This is a genomic window from Serratia sp. CY81684 (assembly GCF_052166595.1).
Lineage (GTDB): Bacteria > Pseudomonadota > Gammaproteobacteria > Enterobacterales > Enterobacteriaceae > Serratia > Serratia nematodiphila.
The window spans coordinates 743,860-760,073 of record NZ_JBJNOO010000001.1 but is presented as its reverse complement, the minus strand read 5'-3'; the positions used below and the strand labels follow the sequence as shown (position 1 = coordinate 760,073).

Annotated in this window: 19 protein-coding genes; 8 read left to right on the top strand and 11 right to left on the bottom strand. The window is 54.5% G+C overall.

Features of this window, described 5'->3' with window-relative positions; all coding sequences use genetic code 11:
* Nucleotides 1-58: 58 nt before the first annotated feature.
* From ACJ8QF_RS03730 to ACJ8QF_RS03705, 6 genes are all read right to left on the bottom strand, one after another.
* Nucleotides 59-283: a TraR/DksA C4-type zinc finger protein gene (locus tag ACJ8QF_RS03730; RefSeq protein WP_015379132.1), complete on the bottom strand. Its 225-nt coding sequence runs from the start codon at nucleotides 281-283 to the stop codon at nucleotides 59-61.
* Nucleotides 283-525, bottom strand: coding sequence for a DUF2732 family protein (locus ACJ8QF_RS03725; protein ID WP_023447523.1), 243 nt, complete (start codon nucleotides 523-525; stop codon nucleotides 283-285). The genes ACJ8QF_RS03730 and ACJ8QF_RS03725 overlap by 1 nt, the downstream gene beginning before the upstream one ends.
* A 63-nt stretch (nucleotides 526-588) precedes the next feature.
* Nucleotides 589-891, bottom strand: coding sequence for a hypothetical protein (locus ACJ8QF_RS03720; protein WP_043148063.1), 303 nt, complete (start codon nucleotides 889-891; stop codon nucleotides 589-591).
* Nucleotides 892-902: 11 nt separating this feature from the next.
* Nucleotides 903-1,082 carry a phage filamentation protein Fil family protein gene (locus ACJ8QF_RS03715; protein WP_048322123.1) on the bottom strand — a complete coding sequence of 60 codons (180 nt, stop codon included), beginning with the start codon at nucleotides 1,080-1,082 and terminating at the stop codon, nucleotides 903-905.
* Between the two features lie 10 nt (nucleotides 1,083-1,092).
* Nucleotides 1,093-1,602 (bottom strand): phage regulatory CII family protein, encoded by a 510-nt coding sequence (locus ACJ8QF_RS03710; protein WP_055312640.1) that lies wholly within the window; start codon nucleotides 1,600-1,602, stop codon nucleotides 1,093-1,095.
* 29 nt (nucleotides 1,603-1,631) lie between these two features.
* Complete coding sequence (locus tag ACJ8QF_RS03705; RefSeq protein WP_413714359.1) at nucleotides 1,632-1,862, bottom strand: regulator; 231 nt, start codon at nucleotides 1,860-1,862, stop codon at nucleotides 1,632-1,634.
* Between the two features lie 141 nt (nucleotides 1,863-2,003).
* Here ACJ8QF_RS03705 and ACJ8QF_RS03700 point away from each other — a divergent pair, with 141 nt between their 5' ends.
* Together ACJ8QF_RS03700 and ACJ8QF_RS03695 are read left to right on the top strand one after the other, a co-directional pair.
* Nucleotides 2,004-2,576 carry a phage repressor protein CI gene (locus ACJ8QF_RS03700; protein WP_442537270.1) on the top strand — a complete coding sequence of 191 codons (573 nt, stop codon included), beginning with the start codon at nucleotides 2,004-2,006 and terminating at the stop codon, nucleotides 2,574-2,576.
* Nucleotides 2,577-2,695: 119 nt separating this feature from the next.
* On the top strand, nucleotides 2,696-3,781 hold the full coding sequence (locus ACJ8QF_RS03695) for a phage integrase (RefSeq protein WP_442537269.1): 1,086 nt from the start codon (nucleotides 2,696-2,698) through the stop codon (nucleotides 3,779-3,781).
* Nucleotides 3,782-4,137: 356 nt separating this feature from the next.
* On the opposite strand, the gene ACJ8QF_RS03690 is transcribed toward ACJ8QF_RS03695, so the two are convergent.
* The 4 genes from ACJ8QF_RS03690 to ACJ8QF_RS03675 form a co-directional block, all read right to left on the bottom strand.
* Entirely contained in the window at nucleotides 4,138-4,881 is a 744-nt protein-coding gene (locus ACJ8QF_RS03690; protein ID WP_154870660.1) for an ankyrin repeat domain-containing protein, read from the bottom strand.
* Nucleotides 4,878-6,353: a phospholipase gene (locus ACJ8QF_RS03685; RefSeq protein WP_154870659.1), complete on the bottom strand. Its 1,476-nt coding sequence runs from the start codon at nucleotides 6,351-6,353 to the stop codon at nucleotides 4,878-4,880. The genes ACJ8QF_RS03690 and ACJ8QF_RS03685 overlap by 4 nt, the downstream gene beginning before the upstream one ends.
* Before the next feature lie 414 nt (nucleotides 6,354-6,767).
* On the bottom strand, nucleotides 6,768-7,280 hold the full coding sequence (gene eco, locus ACJ8QF_RS03680) for a serine protease inhibitor ecotin (RefSeq protein ID WP_004938683.1): 513 nt from the start codon (nucleotides 7,278-7,280) through the stop codon (nucleotides 6,768-6,770).
* 141 nt (nucleotides 7,281-7,421) lie between these two features.
* On the bottom strand, nucleotides 7,422-8,267 hold the full coding sequence (locus ACJ8QF_RS03675) for a 5'-methylthioadenosine/S-adenosylhomocysteine nucleosidase (protein ID WP_049187436.1): 846 nt from the start codon (nucleotides 8,265-8,267) through the stop codon (nucleotides 7,422-7,424).
* Between the two features lie 147 nt (nucleotides 8,268-8,414).
* On the opposite strand from ACJ8QF_RS03675, the gene ACJ8QF_RS03670 reads away from it, so the two are divergent.
* Entirely contained in the window at nucleotides 8,415-9,149 is a 735-nt protein-coding gene (locus ACJ8QF_RS03670; protein ID WP_033633475.1) for a phosphatase PAP2 family protein, read from the top strand.
* A 5-nt stretch (nucleotides 9,150-9,154) separates the two neighbouring features.
* The gene (gene ybjG, locus ACJ8QF_RS03665) at nucleotides 9,155-9,760 is read left to right on the top strand and encodes an undecaprenyl-diphosphate phosphatase (RefSeq protein ID WP_004938690.1); all 606 of its coding nucleotides are present in this window, start codon (nucleotides 9,155-9,157) and stop codon (nucleotides 9,758-9,760) included.
* Nucleotides 9,761-9,796: 36 nt separating this feature from the next.
* Here ybjG and ACJ8QF_RS03660 read toward each other — a convergent pair whose 3' ends face one another.
* Nucleotides 9,797-10,633 carry a hypothetical protein gene (locus tag ACJ8QF_RS03660; protein ID WP_015377284.1) on the bottom strand — a complete coding sequence of 279 codons (837 nt, stop codon included), beginning with the start codon at nucleotides 10,631-10,633 and terminating at the stop codon, nucleotides 9,797-9,799.
* Nucleotides 10,634-10,851: 218 nt separating this feature from the next.
* Between ACJ8QF_RS03660 and deoC the strand changes: the two genes are divergently transcribed.
* The 4 genes from deoC (at nucleotide 10,852) to ACJ8QF_RS03640 (ending at nucleotide 16,188) form a co-directional block, all read left to right on the top strand.
* Complete coding sequence (deoC, locus tag ACJ8QF_RS03655) at nucleotides 10,852-11,532, top strand: deoxyribose-phosphate aldolase (RefSeq protein ID WP_004938693.1); 681 nt, start codon at nucleotides 10,852-10,854, stop codon at nucleotides 11,530-11,532.
* A 152-nt stretch (nucleotides 11,533-11,684) separates the two neighbouring features.
* Nucleotides 11,685-12,449, top strand: coding sequence for a DNA-binding transcriptional repressor DeoR (gene deoR, locus ACJ8QF_RS03650; RefSeq protein ID WP_004938695.1), 765 nt, complete (start codon nucleotides 11,685-11,687; stop codon nucleotides 12,447-12,449).
* Between the two features lie 979 nt (nucleotides 12,450-13,428).
* Nucleotides 13,429-14,727, top strand: coding sequence for an HAAAP family serine/threonine permease (locus ACJ8QF_RS03645; protein ID WP_004938697.1), 1,299 nt, complete (start codon nucleotides 13,429-13,431; stop codon nucleotides 14,725-14,727).
* Between the two features lie 93 nt (nucleotides 14,728-14,820).
* Nucleotides 14,821-16,188 carry an L-serine ammonia-lyase gene (locus tag ACJ8QF_RS03640; RefSeq protein ID WP_004938700.1) on the top strand — a complete coding sequence of 456 codons (1,368 nt, stop codon included), beginning with the start codon at nucleotides 14,821-14,823 and terminating at the stop codon, nucleotides 16,186-16,188.
* The last annotated feature ends 26 nt before the right edge of the window (nucleotides 16,189-16,214 follow it).

Sequence of the window (16,214 nt, the reverse complement as noted above, 5' to 3'; positions counted from 1 at the left end):
GCCGCAATAAAATGACCTGCCAGCAACGCCAGCAGGCCGAACAAAATAGAGAACTCCGTCATGCCTTCCCCGCGTAAAGGTGACTTTGCGTCTCGCGGATCTGCTGACAGCTTACGCAGGTATCAACGCCGGGAACGGCTGCGCGGCGCGCGGCAGGAATCGGAGCGTCACATTCTTCGCAAACAAAGGCAGAAGGCAGCGCAGAGGATTTACGGGCATTGATAATCTGCGCCTCCAATACCAGCGCCTGCCGCTCCTGTTCGTAGTCCATCAAGTCGGCCATTAGTGCAGCTCCTGTGCTTGATGCTCGATGGCTTCAGCCTCTTGGCGGAGCAGCTCAACAGCTTCAATAGCCGTTAAACCGTTCTTAGAGATATGTGCAGCCAAACGCACCAGACGAGCAGCGGCGAGATCGGCTTGATTCTTACGCTCATCAAGGCGGGCGTGGTCAAGCAACACAGCCACCTGTGAAATATCGCTACCTTGCTTTGCCGGGTCTAAACCCATAAAAATCACATTCGACATATTTAATCCTTATTTCAGACAAAGCGATGCCCGGCGGGTTAACGCCAGAATTACGCAATGCGGTTAATTAACGTTTAATTCGCAATCATCATCACTGATAAATCGCGGTAAGGTTTTTGATAAATCAATCAGGTCATTCAGCGCCCACACGATTTGTTTACGCTCTGAATAACTCATTTCTGCAAACTTCATTTTTATATGCCGCTCTTTCAGCCCGGCATGAAAACAAACAGTTCTGCGGATATGTTCCGGCGACTTATCAAAAGCCTCTTGCGCCTGATTCTGCTTATGAGGGAACAGCTCACGCTTAATCTGTGAAATGCGCTTAATGCCGATCGCTTTTTGTGTTTCAGTAGCCAACAACATGACAGCCTCAATCAACGGCAAAACAAACGGCGCAGCGGTGAAACAGGCTTAGCCGTTGACAGGCCACGCAGTAAGGCCGCCTGATCGTGACGTGGGCGCCAGCGCTTGCCGCCCGGCAGTTCAATAAAACCGTGTTCAAAATGCCGCGATGGGCTTTGTTGTTTCAGCAGCGGAGCGATAGAAATAACCACGGTGATCACCTCAGCTTAAACCAGCAACAGCGCTCAGCCCGCTGATCACGTCAACGGTGGAGGCCAGAGCCGGGGTGGATTGGATGCGGTTCTGAACGGTCAAGCCGATCAGCGACAAATGGCGGATCGCCGTGTTGACGCTTTCAAGCAGTGCGCTTTTGCGTACCGGCGTTTTGTGGTCGCCCTGCACGGCGGCGGCGGCAACGTTGCCGATTGCGGCAGTAGCGTGCAGCGCGTAGGCAGAGATGTTCCCGGTGCTGGCTTCGTTGACCGGTACAGACGGCATGCAGTTGATTTGTGCCAGCAAGGCATCGAGCAAGCCAGCGTCTTCAGTAGCATCAGTAAGCGCCAATAACTCCGCACAAGTGAGCTGGTGCGGCTGCTCCGGGTTCAGTTTGTTGCGTAATACCTGCGGCCTCATACCAATGCTATCGCCAAGCGTAACCAAGTTATGACGCACAGAGAACTGGCGGCAGGCCATATCAAAATGTGGATGTTTTGAAACCTCGTAATCAAACATTCCTCTCCCCTTTTGATGGTGGCAGTATCTCAAACCGAAACCGAAAATTCACATTTCGAGAGTGCATCTAGTGTTAGCTTCACCATATTGATGAGTACTTTTTCACGTTTTCCATCCTTAGACAGACGGTGACGGTAGGATGACAAACGCCCATCATCAAGCATGTCAGATACAGTTTCTTTAGATAACCCAGTGAGTTCACAGTACTTTTCTACTGTTACGTGCGGCGTAGGAACCGCAATTGAAATACTCGGACGCATAGTGCAAGATCCTCCGTTGACCTGTGGTGGGTCGTGGTAAAGGGTGGTAAGCAGTGATAAGGCTGCTAACTTCCAAATTGGAAGTGAATTTAATGCCACAAAATGACAATGTCAAAACAAATATTGGCAAAATGGGATTTTATGGAATTCAATCAAGATGCAAAGTCTGCGATCGAACGGATGGTAATGGCCTACGGAGTCAAGACTAAGCTGGCATTATGTGAAGCCCTAGGCATCACAGCTAGCGCCCTTGCGAACAGACAAAACCGTAATGCTTTTCCTGCGGAGTACGTTTTGAAATGCGCCTTAGATACGGGAGCATCTGTACGCTGGTTAACATATGGTCATGGTGAAATGTTTGATCAAGCTGTTGTCACAGCCCCAAATGCTGTTGCAGTTCCCAGCAAAGAACTCACAGACAGAAAGCTGCAAGATGGCGAGACTTTGCTATTAGATAAATCCTTTCTTCCCGCAGACATCACAAAGCCAGTCTTGATTATTGATGGTGACACTCAGTACATCGCTTCGCACGGTTTTACAGAAATTTATGATGGTACGTGGCTTATTGATATTGACGACAATATAAGCATCCGTGAACTGGTTCGCATCCCCGGAAACAAGGTCAATATCTCTGATAAAAAACACTCGTTTGATTGCGCTATTGACGAACTAAAGTTCATAGCTAAGATATTGATTAAATGTGAAAAGATATAAATAGCTTTATAGCGCCACCCCATCTACTGGTTGGGAATGTTTAAGATAGCTATAACAAACATTGACCACTGTATTTTTATACAGTTAAATGCACCTCATTTTTATGAGGGGGGGTCATAGTGGCAGTTCGTAAACAATCATCCGGTAAGTGGTTATGTGAGTGCTATCCCGCTGGCCGCAGCGGTCGTAGGGTGCGTAAGCAGTTTGCAACTAAAGGTGAAGCTATCGCCTTTGAGCGCTTTACCATGGAACAGGTGGATAACAAGCCGTGGTTAGGCGAAGCAATAGATCGCCGTAAGTTGAGCGAGATCGCCAAACTTTGGTACAACCTGCACGGTCAATCCCTCACAGCTGGTGAAAATACCTACAAGAAACTATGCCTTGTGATTGAAGCACTGGGCGATCCTCCTGCTACTACCTTTACAGCAAAAGACTTCGCGCACTACCGTGATAAGCGTCTGTCCGGTGAAGTCTACTTTTCCGAGAAGTGGAAGAACGGCGCAGAACCAGTCACCGTAAATCTTGAACAAAGCTACCTAAGCGGTATGTTCAGCGAGCTTGTCCGGCTTGGCGAATGGAACCAACCCAATCCGCTAGAGAACATGCGCAAGTTCACTGTCGCAGAAAAGGAAATGGCGTGGCTTACCCACGCACAAATTACAGAGCTGTTAACAGCATGCAGCAGAGGTGATTCTGATCTGCCGCTTGTGGTAGAGGTATGTCTTAGCACCGGCGCACGGTGGCGAGAAGCGGAAAACCTTACCCGGTCACAGATAACACCGCATAAGATCACCTTCATCCGTACCAAAGGTAAAAAGAACCGCAGCGTTCCGATCAGTAAAGCGCTGTACAAGAAGTTGATAACGCGGGGCGATGATCGCTTATTCAGCGAATGCTATTTTCGCTTTATGGCCGCGCTCGAAAACACCAGCATTCAATTGCCCAAAGGCCAACTAACTCATGTGCTACGCCATACCTTTGCGGCACACTTTATGATGTCGGGAGGTAACATTCTTGTGTTACAACGTATCCTCGGCCACCACGACATTAAGATGACAATGCGTTATGCGCACCTTGCCCCGGAACACCTCGAAACTGCATTGCAATTCAACCCGCTGGCAACCATGCCAAGTGGCGACAAAATGGCGGCACAGGTTGGCACTCACCACCCTTCACCCCCCCTTATCACTATATCAACCTCTTGATAAACATATAACTTATTGATTTTATTATTGTCATGAGAAAATCGGGTTTTTTGTTGCCTGAAACAGCCCACATACCTGCTGTCGCTGCCTCGTCGTCAGACATAAAGCATCCTGCCTCGGGGTGTCGCTTACGCCAGCATCCCCATCAATGTGCAGGTTTCAACATAGAAACGCTGCTTGTGGGTTCGCCACTGTTCAAAGAGATGGCGTCACAAACGACACTTAACAACAGCTCTCTCGTCGCTGTCGGCTGGGTGCTCTTTGGTGGCTCATCCCATCATCTTCCTGTATGCCATCACGTCATGTTACTGCACCGGGAGAAGACCAGCATTGTCCCCCATGAGAGCCGAGGCGAACTAATTCACCTGTTTTATTTTTTCTTTAATTTTAATTAGCTTTTTTATATACGCATTGCTCTTATCCCCTTTATCTATCTCCGCAGAAATCAAAGAAAGGAAGCTATCATTAAAATCATCTTTGGCTAATGGGTTAGCTCCATGAGCCAAAAGAACCTCAATGTGTTCTGGGCAACTATTATACAACGCATTAATTAATGGCGTTCTGTTCATAGCCCCTTTGATATTAACATCAGCTTTGTAGGCAATAAGTACCTTTAATGTTTCGGTATTCTTCGCTTCAAAACTTTCAAATATGATAGGTTGATTATGAACCCTATCTCTAGCGTTTGGAGAAAGGCCACCTTCCAACATAGCCTGTATCCAGACGCCTTTGTCCGCTTTCATAACAAATTCAGCTGGGCTACCTGGCGTGTTGGGTTGAGGCTGTAAAGGATCTGCGCCAGCCTTTACCAAATCAGTGATAATTTTCAACCTTTCAGGTGTGGTTTTGTCATAGATAGCATTGTTTATTGCCCAGAACAATAAGGTCATTTCCTCCTTAGCTGGACGATTTAAGATCTCTTTGTTTACTGATGGCAACAGTTTATCCAACTGTGGCCTATCACCATCATAAATGGCTTTGGCAATGACCAATTGCTGACCGTCAAAATAATCCTGTGGTTGTAAATCCATACCTCGTTTGCACCCCTGCATGATGAGCGTAGACACTACCATCGTGATAATGAGTATGATTTTTTTCATATTCTTCCCTTGATTGTGGCAATGTCATCGTCTTTTTCATTTTCAATGCACTGTATCGCCTGGTCTATACCATGCTTGTCCAGCAGTGAGCCTGTTCCACCGGGAAGCGTGTGCTTTACTCCCACTGCGTCAGGCGCCAACATGGACAGCCGTTCTTTCGCCATCACCGCAGGCGGATAAAATTTGAGGTCTTTGGCATCCTCCCACAAATCAACCTCCTGCAGCTTGGTCAACAGTTCCCCTTTTACGCGATATGCCTGAATATTATCGGCGCTGCCTATTATCGAACCGCCGTATTTTTCTACGGTTCCCGCATTCAGGCCTGCAGCATTAAACGTCCAAGCCGGTTTGCCGCTGGCCATAGAAGCCGCAGACGCCATGCCCCCGCCCAGCGAATGGCCAGATATCCCAACATCGCCTTTAATTGCTTTACCGATATTGACCGCTTTTTTGTAGTATTCAGAATTAAGCCCTATTCCCTGAGCACCATTATTTGTCCAATCGCTCAGGTTTTTAATTCCTGACAAATCGCCGTTCAATAACGCTTTCTGGGCAGCCTTGCTTATTCCCTCCGGAAACTCGGGCGCACGCGATCCGCGGAACACTACCGTCGGACTCATCGCTTTACCAAAGATACTCTCGTCTGGCTGATAAACACGGGCTAAAAAATCAGGATTCATTGGTTTGTCATAAAGCATTTTACTGTCCAGACCAAGCCTATTTAAAGCTCGTTCGTTATTACTGATATCTTTCCAGCCCTCTGGTACCCCTGGTAGTTCGCCTAGTGAATCGGCGGTCTTGTAAACATTCTCAGCCAGTTTCGCCTTTTCGACGGCAACGTTGTTCTCCGCCAGGCGCTGTGCCGCCATGCGCGCATCCGGATAAATGCTGCGGTTGCCTCGCCCTATCAGATACTGGCGTTCTTGCCAGCGTTCTGCCTTGGTCATCGGACGGATAGCCTGCACCGTGGCGGCAACGGTTGCCACTGCGGTCGCGATGGCTTGTTGCAGAGGGGGATTGCGGGTCGTATTCTGCCTCGCCGGCAGGACCGTCGGTTTTGCCCGGTGGCCATAGCGGCTGACCATTTCTTCATAGCGGGCTATCACGCGCCCGGTAGGATAAAAGGCGGGAAGAGAGCTGCCTGGATAGCGCTGTAACCGGCCTTCCGCATCGACGTAAAAGGCATATTTCGTCGGCGTCCAGGCGCCCATTCCCTCATCAATCGCCAGCAAGCCGCCCCGGTTGATATCATCCAGCACGCTGCGCTTCACCGCCGCGTCCTCACGATAACCGGTGACGCCAATACCGGATTGAGTATTGCGGGTGATCGGATACCGGCTGCTTATCGATATGCCAGCCGCGCCGCCGAACAGATAATGCCGTTCCAGCTCATGCCGCGCTGCTGTCGGGTTGAGTATCCGGCAAAAGCTTTCCGGCGCCGTGTGTTCAGAGGAGAAATGAATCAGTTTCATACGGTGCCTGCCCACTCGCAGGGTTCCGTAGCCGGCACCGGCGCCCCCTCATTGCGCAACTCGGCAGGTGTGCAGTTGTTACGGTGCTCGTCGAGCGTTAGCGAACGATAACGCATTGGATATCCTTATCTTCTGTGTCACTCCGGAATAGGGTATGGGCAAAATTATCACAATTCAGTAAAGATTTCTTTGCTCTATTTCTATACGCACGCATCCTCTCCCATCCGTGCAGCGGCGTGCTTCCAGCGCCCTTGTGAAGAGGTATTCACTTGCGTATTTCGTTGTCAGGTCGCGGCTAAAAGCCACGTCCGAAAGCAATCAGTCGAGTGTCAACGATGCGGGAATGATAAGGAGACAGGAAGGAGAAAGGCTCCGCCAACCGGGGATGGTTAGCGGAGCGGCGTCAGGCGGCGGTTATTTCTGCTCAGCCTGGCTTACGGTATCTTCCGCTTTCCAGATGCGGTATTTCACTTCCGCGTCTTTCGGCGCATACACCACGATCGGCAGGCGGCTGTTGTAACGCTGCATCGCGGCGTCGCCCAGGTTGGCGGCGATGAATTTCTTGGTCTTGGTGTTATCCGGGCAAGCCATCATGGTCGAGGCAGGTTCGGACAGCTTCTCCAGCACCAGGTAGTCGTAGCCCCAGCCAGACAACGTTTTGGTCTCCAGGGTGCCGCCAATCATATGGCGGTTGCAGTCCACTTCCAGCGTCTTGCCGATCAGCAGCTCTACCTTATAGTTCTCTTCGTGCTCTTGCTTCGGCAGGTAGATCACCTGGCGGTTCATGCCCTTCTCGGCTTTCGGGTAAGGCGCGACCTTTTCCAGCGGCTGTTTGCTGATATCCGCGTCATCGCCAGAGGTAGCCGCCATGGCGCTGGCGGAAACGGCCATCAGCAGGCCGGAAAATACAACGGATGCCTTGTTCATGTTTATCCCTACACTTTTTGTTAAATAATCCGCCTATAAACTAATACACTACCGCCAAGCTCGCCACAGGTTTAATCTTCTTTACAATAGGCGATAAATAGTGACAATCGCCTGGTATCGTCGATTATCTGGAGCAATGGCTCAGTGTGTCTTCAGTTGGGCGATATAGGCCTTCACCACCTGATAGACGTAATCCTGGCACGCCAGCCCGGTTTGCGGATCGTATTTGCCCTGATTGGTGATGTTGTTGGACAACACGCGAATGCCGACGAACGGCACCTTGAACTCGGCGGCAATCTGCGCAGCGGAGGCGGTCTCCATCTCTTCGACCGACGTCCGGTAGCTGTCGTGGAAATAGCGAATGCGATCCAGCTCGCTGTTCCACACGTCGGCCGAACCGATCACCCCATCCACTACTTTGCCCTGTCGGTAATCGCTCTTAACGCTTTGCGCAATCGCCAGCAGTTTGGGGTCGGCGGGAAACTGACGCAGGCTGTGCGCCTTTTGGTCCTCACCGGCGCTGCCCTTGGAAGCCAACAGATCCATCGGCTGCCACTGCCGCGAGTCGCTGCCTTCCCCCAACGCCTTGACCGGCGTTTTGAACGCCCCAAGATTGACCGAATATTTGCCCAGCACGATGTCATACACCTTAAGGGCCGGATCGTGACCGCCGGCAGTGCCCTGGTTGATGATCGCCACCGGATGGAACTGCGTGGCGGCGATCGCCGTGGCCGCCGCCGCATTGGACATGCCCTTCAGAGTCTCCGACACCACCACCGGGTAGCCGTCTACGGTGCCGTGCCAAAAGCGCCAGCCGCCGATCTGCTCCTCACGCGGGTTCTCCAGCCGCTGGGCGAAACGTTCCGCTTCCACCGGCATTGCGCCCTGCACCACGATCGGCCCAGTGGCCGCAGGTTGGCCAAAGCTCAGCGGAGAAAAGACCGCACCGGCGGCCGCCAACAGTAAGACACGCGCTTTATTCTTCATCACCACACTCTCATTCCGAAAAAAAGCAAACGATTACCTTAGCCGAAGGCGGTAGCGTCGGATAGGGTTTTCTTGCCGGCGGACTAAGGTTTTCTTAAGACAGAATTATTACAGTGGCGCTATTCAATACTGTCACCGAGCCTGCGCGTGAATCCAGAATCGTCATTAAATCAATCCTCAACGGCACAGCAAATTAAGACAACCGCCCTTTACTCCCTGCCGACATCCTTTTACCGTTGGCAAGTTTTTGGCCTGCTGATCAGCGGTTTGGTGTTCCTGTGGCTCTCCCGCAACGAACAGCTGGACTGGGCGATCAGCAACTATTGGTACGATGCCGCCAGCGGGCATTTCCCGTGGCAAAACAATTACTGGCTGGATCTGATCAATCACCGTCTGTTGAAGCAGATAGTGATCGTGGGCGCGGTGCTGACGCTGTTTTGGGGCATCTATCGCCGCAGCGCGCGCCTGATTGTCAGCATGCTGCTTCTCGGCATCGGCCCGCTGGTGGTGGGCATTCTCAAGGCCACCAGCGCGCACTCCTGTCCGTGGGATCTGATCGAGTACGGTGGCAAGGCGATGTCCTTCCCGTTGTTCGGCGCGGTACCGGCGCTGCCGGGCCCCGGTCGCTGTTTCCCCGGCGGGCACGCCTCGAGCGGTTTCGCGGTCATGGCGTTGTTTTTCCTGTTTTATCCGCAGCGCCCGCGCCTGGCCTGGTGCTGCTGGTGCGGCGGTATTGCGCTCGGCATGTTGATGGGCTTTGGTCAGATCATGCGCGGCGCACATTTTCTTACCCATAACCTGTGGGCAGGTTGGTGGGTTTGGTTAAGCCAGTTGGCAATTTATTGGATAGTTAGCGGCTATTGGCGCCGCAAGATGAGGTAACGGTTATGGAGCAGTTAAACCATGTTCTTTTCGCCTGGATCAATGCGACCCCGGCATCTCCCGAATGGATGATCGATTTCGCCACCTTTCTGGCGCGCGATCTTATCATTATCGTGCCGCTGCTGATCGTCGGCCTGTGGCTGTGGGGGCCGCGCAGCCAGCTGGTTTCGCAGCGCGAAGTGGTGGCGAAAACCACGATCGCGCTGCTGTTCGCCATGCTTGCCGCCTCCGCTATCGGCGCGCTGCTGCCGCATGAGCGCCCGTTCGTCGCCGGCGTGGGTTATACCTTCCTGGCGCACGTGCCGGACAGTTCGTTCCCCAGCGATCACGGCACCGCCATCTTTACCTTTGCGCTGGCGTTCCTGTTCTGGCACCGGGTCTGGTCCGGCGCGCTGCTGATGATTGTCGCCGTCGGCATCGCCTGGTCACGCGTTTACCTCGGCGTGCACTGGCCGTTGGATATGGTCGGCGGTTTCCTGCTCGGCCTGGTCGGCTGCCTGTTCGCTCAGCTGGTATGGAATCTGTTCGGCGATGTCATCGCCGACAGGCTGTCGCGCCTGTATCGCTTCCTGTTTGCCTTCGCCATTCGCCGCGGCTGGGTGAAAGAATAACCGCATAACATGACAGGGGCGTTACCGCCCCTGCTTTCACACCACGCCGGTGGTCACGCAAAATGCCCGCGTTTTTCCCGCTCCCAGCATCACTCCCGCCTCCCCTTCCGGCGCGTTCGGCCGACAGTTTGCCGGCTGGATAAAAGCAAGCAGCCGCCTGTTGCCCTGGACAGCGATGCGCCGCAGGCCATAGTTGAATTGCCCGGTGGCAAAACGCGTCACATAGCGGCGGCCTTGCGGCGCCAGCATAAAGAACTCGGCCTGATCCACGTAGCGCGTCAGATCGTCGGAGCACAGCAGTTCCTGCCCGAGCGCCTCTCCCAACAGCGCCGGCGTCGGCAGGTTCTGGCGGAACACCGCGTCGGGAATGCAATCGTAGTTGAGGCGGCACACATAGCGCAGCGGCTGCGGCCGATCGGCCAGGTTGGTAACCTTCATCTCTATAGCGAACTGCGCGCTCTGGGCCGCCAGACGCAGCGCCGGGCCGATGCGCCAACGCCCGCCCAACCGCTCGCCTTCACCGTGCAACGTCAGCTCATCGCCCGCCAGCTGCAGCCACACGCGTTGCATCTGGAGCGGCGCGCCGTCGTGACTCGGCCAGGCGGGACAGAACGCGGCGTCGTCAGCGCGCTTTCTTCCGGCGCCCCGCACGCTGCGGCGGCCCGATTTCAGCGAATGTCCGTCAAACTCGGCGTCCCAGATCGCGAGGCCCTGATACGGCAAAACCGTCAGCGCGCCACGGCAGTTTGCCAGCGTCAGCATCGGCCCGCGTTCTGCGCAGCGATGCGCGCTCACCGCGAAATCCGCGTTGCGGAACAGTTCCTGCCGATACGTCCCGAAAGCTTCAGGAGCCAGGTCGATGTTGATCTTCATCTTTTTTCCCTCGACGTTTCGCCCGCGCAGGCCGCGAGCGGCCACTGAAAATGTTATTTAAATAACAAACAAACCTCCCCCAAGTTATACATATAACAGTGAAGTAACTATGATCTCGTCGACATTTTTCAAATCCCGCTAGGTTTATCGACATTGAAATGTTATTATTTTCACATTACCTATCCATGCTCTTTTCTCAACTTCACTAAGGAACCGCGATGACCACCGAAAACATCGATTACGCCAGCTATGTTGACCACACCCTGCTGGCCATGGACGCCACCGAAATGCAGATCGCCAAACTGTGCGAAGAAGCGCAGCAGCACAACTTCTATGCGGTATGCGTCAACTCCGGCTACGTGCCGCTGGCGGCCCAGCTGCTGCAGGAAAGCACGGTGAAAGTCTGCTCGGTGATCGGTTTCCCGCTGGGCGCCGGCCTGACCGTCGCCAAAGCCTTTGAAGCCAAAGCGGCGATCGCCGCCGGCGCGCAAGAGATCGACATGGTGATCAACGTCGGCTGGCTGAAGAGCGGCCTGCTGGACGAAGTGAAAGCCGACATCGCCGCCGTGCGCGAGGTTTGCGCGGCGATCCCGTTGAAGGTAATATTGGAAACCTGCCTGCTCAGCGATGCGCAGATCGTCCAGGTTTGTGAAATGTGTCGCGAACTCGATGTCGCCTTCGTGAAAACCTCCACCGGCTTCAGCACCGGCGGCGCTCGGGAAGAGCACGTCAAACTGATGCGCGAGACCGTGGGCAGCGAAATGGGCGTGAAAGCTTCCGGCGCCGTGCGCGATCGCGCCACCGCCGAGAAGATGATCAACGCCGGCGCCACGCGTATCGGCACCAGCTCCGGCGTCGCCATCGTCTCCGGCGCTCAGGCGGCAGCGGGCAGCTACTGATCGTCGGTATGCCCTGAGGGGCATAGCCAATACACTCCGATGCGGGACAATACGGGCGGTTGATGCGGCCCGATATTGCCCCGCATCGTTCTGTTTAGCGCCGGAAATGCCGGCTCGCCTTTTATCTCTACTACCTGTGGGAAGACGGATCTATGGAAACGCGGCGCGAAGAACGTATCAACCGGTTAGTTCAGGCGTTAAAACGCGCTGACAAGATCCACCTGAAAGAAGCCGCCGTGCTGCTGGGGGTCTCGGAGATGACCATTCGCCGCGATCTGAGCGCCGAACCGGCGGCCGTGGTGTTACTCGGCGGCTATGTGGTGACCGATCCGCGCAGCAACGGCGTGACCAACTACTTCGTTTCCGATCAAAAAGCCAAACAGGTCACGGAGAAACGGCGCATCGGCCTGCTGGCGGCGCCGCTGATCAATGAAAACGACACGGTGTTTTTCGACTGCGGCACCACCACGCCGGCGATCATCGACGCCATCGCCGACGAGCTGGCTTTCACCGCCGTGTGTCATTCGCTGAACACCTTCCTGGCGCTGCAGGACAAACCGAACTGCAAGGTGGTGCTGTGCGGCGGCGAGTTCAAGCCGAACAACTACATCTTTTCCAGCGTCGGCGGCCGTAACGAGCTCGATCACATCTGCCCGAACATCGCCTTTATCTCCGCCGCCGGCCTCAGCCTGCAGCACGGCGCCACCTGCTTCAACTTCGACGAGCTGGAGATGAAGCATCGCGCCATGGCGATGGCGCAGCAAAAGATCCTGGTGGCAGACCACAGCAAGTTCGGCAAAACCAAACCGGCCTGCATCGGCCCGCTGACGCAGTTCGATCGGGTGATCACCGATCGCCAGCCGGACGCCGACTTCATGGCGTTCTTCAACGATAACGCCATCGCTATCCGCTATTAGTCCGCCTTCAGCGCCGTCATAACCGACGGCGCACCGCTTCGATATCCCTCTTTCCCCGCCGAAAAATGAACAAATAATGCGCAATCAATTCGCGTTTTTCGCTTATCCGCACGCAACATCAGGTTAATAAAATGCAACAGCTCACCCGCGTGATTATTTTTTCGCAGGCTAACCACGCGGTCGGTTGGGTGAATTAACGGCTATTTATGGCTTTTATATGATAAATCGAGCCAAAGGCCAGGAAGTTTAAATAAACGGCGGTTTACGCGATTGCAGCAAATCTCGCCAATACCTGTTAGGTATCTGTTATTTATATGATGAATGGTTACGCATTTTTATCCGCTAACCACGTAAGTAATTTCCCTTCGTTACTAGCGGTGCTTTTCAACAAAAACAAAATAAAAACAAAAAGATAAACGTTATTTGCCTTAAAAACATAATGTGATCTACATCACTAAAACTGCTTAATCCGGGTTTTTCGCTAGATCCAAAACCACGCATAAAATATATTGCTCGGCTTGCTGCTGAGCACAGCGCTTTATCCGGCTAATTATTGTACAAGCCGCATAATCGCAGAAACTTTCATGAGAGCGTTCTCAGCACAAAATCTTACACAAATGTGCAACAAATGCGCGAAAAATCGATAAAAAAGCCTAGAACTGCACATATTGCGCATTTGAGAGCAGGATCACGGTTGTTTCTACTGTAAATCGTTATCTTGCCGCCAACAAAAATCGACAGGCAAAGACCTGTCGGCAGCGGTAACGACTTTTATCGTCCGCGACGGTGAAAAGTCTTTAGTGAATTACCCGGCGCTGTGCCTTGGTAATGAACGCAATAAACAACCAGGGGGACGCCAAAACATCCCCGCAAGCAACACCTGATTCTTACCGCAAGCGTTGCCTGAATAGGACGTTTGACGGTTTAACCTTAAGTTTTGCCTTTTAATTTTAAATTCGTGTTCACTTCGGAGATATTTATGGACACTACACAGACCGGCACAATTGCCTCTGCGGCCTCGGGCTCCAGCAGTACCTGGCGTAAAACGGATACCATGTGGATGTTGGGCCTGTACGGCACCGCCATCGGCGCAGGCGTCCTGTTCTTGCCCATCAACGCCGGCATCGGCGGTTTGATTCCTCTGATCATCATGGCCATCATCGCTTTCCCGATGACCTTCTTTGCCCACCGCGGTCTGTGCCGTTTCGTTCTGTCCGGCAAAAATCCCGGTGAAGACATCACCGCCGTGGTGGAGGAGCACTTCGGCATCACCGCCGGTAAGCTGATTACCCTGCTGTACTTCTTCGCCATCTACCCGATTCTGTTGGTTTACAGCGTGGCGATCACCAACACCGTCGACAGCTTCATTACCCACCAGTTGGGCATGACGTCGCCGCCGCGCGCCATCCTGTCGCTGATCCTGATCGTCGGCCTGATGACCATCGTGCGCTTCGGTGAGCAGGCCATCGTGAAAACCATGAGTATCCTGGTCTTCCCGTTCGTCGCAGTGCTGATGCTGCTGGCGGTGTATCTGATCCCTAACTGGACCGGCGCCATCTTCGAAAACGTGTCGCTGTCCGGCAGCGGTACCGGCATGGGTCACGGCCTGATCATGACCCTGTGGCTGGCGATCCCGGTGATGGTGTTCTCCTTCAACCACTCGCCGATCATCTCCGCCTTCGCCGTCGCCAAACGCGAAGAGTACGGCGCAGACGCCGAGAAGAAATGCTCCCGCATTCTGGCTTACGCACACATCATGATGGTGCTGACCGTGATGTTCTTCGTGTTCAGCTGCGTGCTGAGCCTGACGCCGGAAAACCTGGCGGAAGCCAAGGCGCAGAACATCTCGATTCTGTCTTACCTGGCTAACCACTTTAACAACCCAATGATCGAGTACATCGCGCCGGTTATCGCCTTCGTCGCCATCACCAAATCGTTCCTGGGCCACTACCTGGGCGCCCGTGAAGGCTTCAACGGCCTGGTCGCCAAGTCGATGAAGAGCCGCGGCAAAACCGTCAGCACCGCCAAGCTGAACCGCATGACCGCTATCTTCATGCTGGTGACCACCTGGATCGTCGCCACCCTGAACCCGAGCATCCTGGGCATGATCGAAACCCTGGGTGGCCCAATCATCGCCATGCTGCTGTTCCTGATGCCGATGTACGCCATCCGTAAAGTGCCTGCCATGCGCAAGTACAGCGGCCACATCAGCAACGTGTTTGTGGTTGTGATGGGTCTGATCGCCATCTCTGCTATCGTGTTCAGCCTGCTCGGCTAATCACGTCCGGCCGGCGCCGCTGCGCGCCGGCCCTCCCGCACTGCCCCCATTTCCCGTATTCACCGCCTGAAACCTGAAGAAGGAGGCGAGACCATGGTCAGCGTTTTCGATATTTTCAAAATTGGCATCGGACCATCCAGCTCCCACACCGTTGGCCCGATGAAGGCCGGCAAACAGTTCGTCGACGATCTGATCGCCCACCAGCAGCTGCAGGACACTACCCGCGTGGTGGTCGACGTGTACGGTTCGCTGTCGTTGACCGGTAAAGGCCACCACACCGACATCGCCATCATCATGGGCCTGGCCGGCAACCTGCCGCACGACGTGGACATCGACAGCATTCCGGGCTTTATCCGCGACGTCGAACAGCGCGGCCGCCTGCCGCTGGCCAACGGCCATCACGAGGTGGATTTCCCGCTGCACGGCGGCATGAACTTCCACAGCGACAACCTACCGCTGCACGAAAACGGCATGCGCATCCGTGCCTTCGCCGGTGAACGCTTGCTGCACAGCAAAACCTATTACTCGATCGGCGGCGGTTTCATCGTCGACGAAGAGCACTTCGGCCAGTCCGCCGAGGGCGCAACGCCGGTGCCCTACCCGTTCAAATCGGCGCACGATCTGCAGCAGCATTGCAAAGAGACCGGGCTGTCGTTGTCCGGCCTGGTGATGCAGAACGAGCTGGCGCTGCGCAGCAAGGCGGATATCGACGCGCACTTCGCCGACGTCTGGCAGGTGATGAGCGCCGGTATCGAACGCGGCATCAACACCGAAGGTTTGCTGCCCGGCCCGATGAAAGTGCCGCGCCGCGCCGCCGCGCTGCGCCGCATTCTGGTGACCGGCGACAAGAACAATATCGACCCGATGAACGTGGTCGATTGGATCAACATGTTCGCGCTGGCGGTTAACGAAGAGAACGCCGCCGGTGGCCGCGTGGTCACCGCGCCGACCAACGGCGCCTGCGGCATCATCCCTGCGGTACTGGCTTACTACGACAAGTTCATCCGCCCGGTGAACGCCAATTCCTACACCCGCTACTTCCTGGCGTCCGGCGTGATTGGCGCGCTGTACAAGATGAACGCCTCGATCTCCGGCGCCGAAGTGGGCTGTCAGGGAGAAGTGGGCGTCGCCTGTTCGATGGCGGCGGCCGGGTTGACCGAGCTGCTGGGCGGCAGCCCGGCGCAGGTATGCATCGCGGCAGAGATCGCCATGGAGCACCATTTGGGGCTGACCTGCGATCCGCTCGCCGGCCAGGTACAGGTGCCCTGCATCGAACGCAACGCCATTTCCGCCGTCAAGGCAGTCAATGCCGCGCGCATGGCGATGCGCCGCACCAGCGAGCCGCGGGTTTGTCTGGATAAGGTGATCGAAACCATGTACGAAACCGGCAAAGACATGAACGCCAAATACCGCGAAACCTCACAGGGCGGGCTGGCGATCAAGGTCGTGGCCTGTAACTGATCGCCACGGCGAGGCACTAAAGGCGC

What these genes read in the sequence shown, in the direction of transcription:
- ACJ8QF_RS03730 (WP_015379132.1), bottom strand. Translation starts at nt 283, where the DNA reads ATGGCCGACTTGATGGACTACGAACAGGAGCGGCAGGCGCTGGTATTG.
- ACJ8QF_RS03725 (WP_023447523.1), bottom strand. Translation starts at nt 525, where the DNA reads ATGTCGAATGTGATTTTTATGGGTTTAGACCCGGCAAAGCAAGGTAGC.
- ACJ8QF_RS03720 (WP_043148063.1), bottom strand. Translation starts at nt 891, where the DNA reads ATGTTGTTGGCTACTGAAACACAAAAAGCGATCGGCATTAAGCGCATT.
- ACJ8QF_RS03710 (WP_055312640.1), bottom strand. Translation starts at nt 1,602, where the DNA reads ATGTTTGATTACGAGGTTTCAAAACATCCACATTTTGATATGGCCTGC.
- ACJ8QF_RS03705 (WP_413714359.1), bottom strand. Translation starts at nt 1,862, where the DNA reads ATGCGTCCGAGTATTTCAATTGCGGTTCCTACGCCGCACGTAACAGTA.
- ACJ8QF_RS03700 (WP_442537270.1), top strand. Translation starts at nt 2,004, where the DNA reads ATGGAATTCAATCAAGATGCAAAGTCTGCGATCGAACGGATGGTAATG.
- ACJ8QF_RS03690 (WP_154870660.1), bottom strand. Translation starts at nt 4,881, where the DNA reads ATGAAAAAAATCATACTCATTATCACGATGGTAGTGTCTACGCTCATC.
- ACJ8QF_RS03685 (WP_154870659.1), bottom strand. Translation starts at nt 6,353, where the DNA reads ATGAAACTGATTCATTTCTCCTCTGAACACACGGCGCCGGAAAGCTTT.
- eco (WP_004938683.1), bottom strand. Translation starts at nt 7,280, where the DNA reads ATGAACAAGGCATCCGTTGTATTTTCCGGCCTGCTGATGGCCGTTTCC.
- ACJ8QF_RS03675 (WP_049187436.1), bottom strand. Translation starts at nt 8,267, where the DNA reads ATGAAGAATAAAGCGCGTGTCTTACTGTTGGCGGCCGCCGGTGCGGTC.
- ybjG (WP_004938690.1), top strand. Translation starts at nt 9,155, where the DNA reads ATGGAGCAGTTAAACCATGTTCTTTTCGCCTGGATCAATGCGACCCCG.
- ACJ8QF_RS03660 (WP_015377284.1), bottom strand. Translation starts at nt 10,633, where the DNA reads ATGAAGATCAACATCGACCTGGCTCCTGAAGCTTTCGGGACGTATCGG.
- deoC (WP_004938693.1), top strand. Translation starts at nt 10,852, where the DNA reads ATGACCACCGAAAACATCGATTACGCCAGCTATGTTGACCACACCCTG.
- deoR (WP_004938695.1), top strand. Translation starts at nt 11,685, where the DNA reads ATGGAAACGCGGCGCGAAGAACGTATCAACCGGTTAGTTCAGGCGTTA.
- ACJ8QF_RS03645 (WP_004938697.1), top strand. Translation starts at nt 13,429, where the DNA reads ATGGACACTACACAGACCGGCACAATTGCCTCTGCGGCCTCGGGCTCC.
- ACJ8QF_RS03640 (WP_004938700.1), top strand. Translation starts at nt 14,821, where the DNA reads ATGGTCAGCGTTTTCGATATTTTCAAAATTGGCATCGGACCATCCAGC.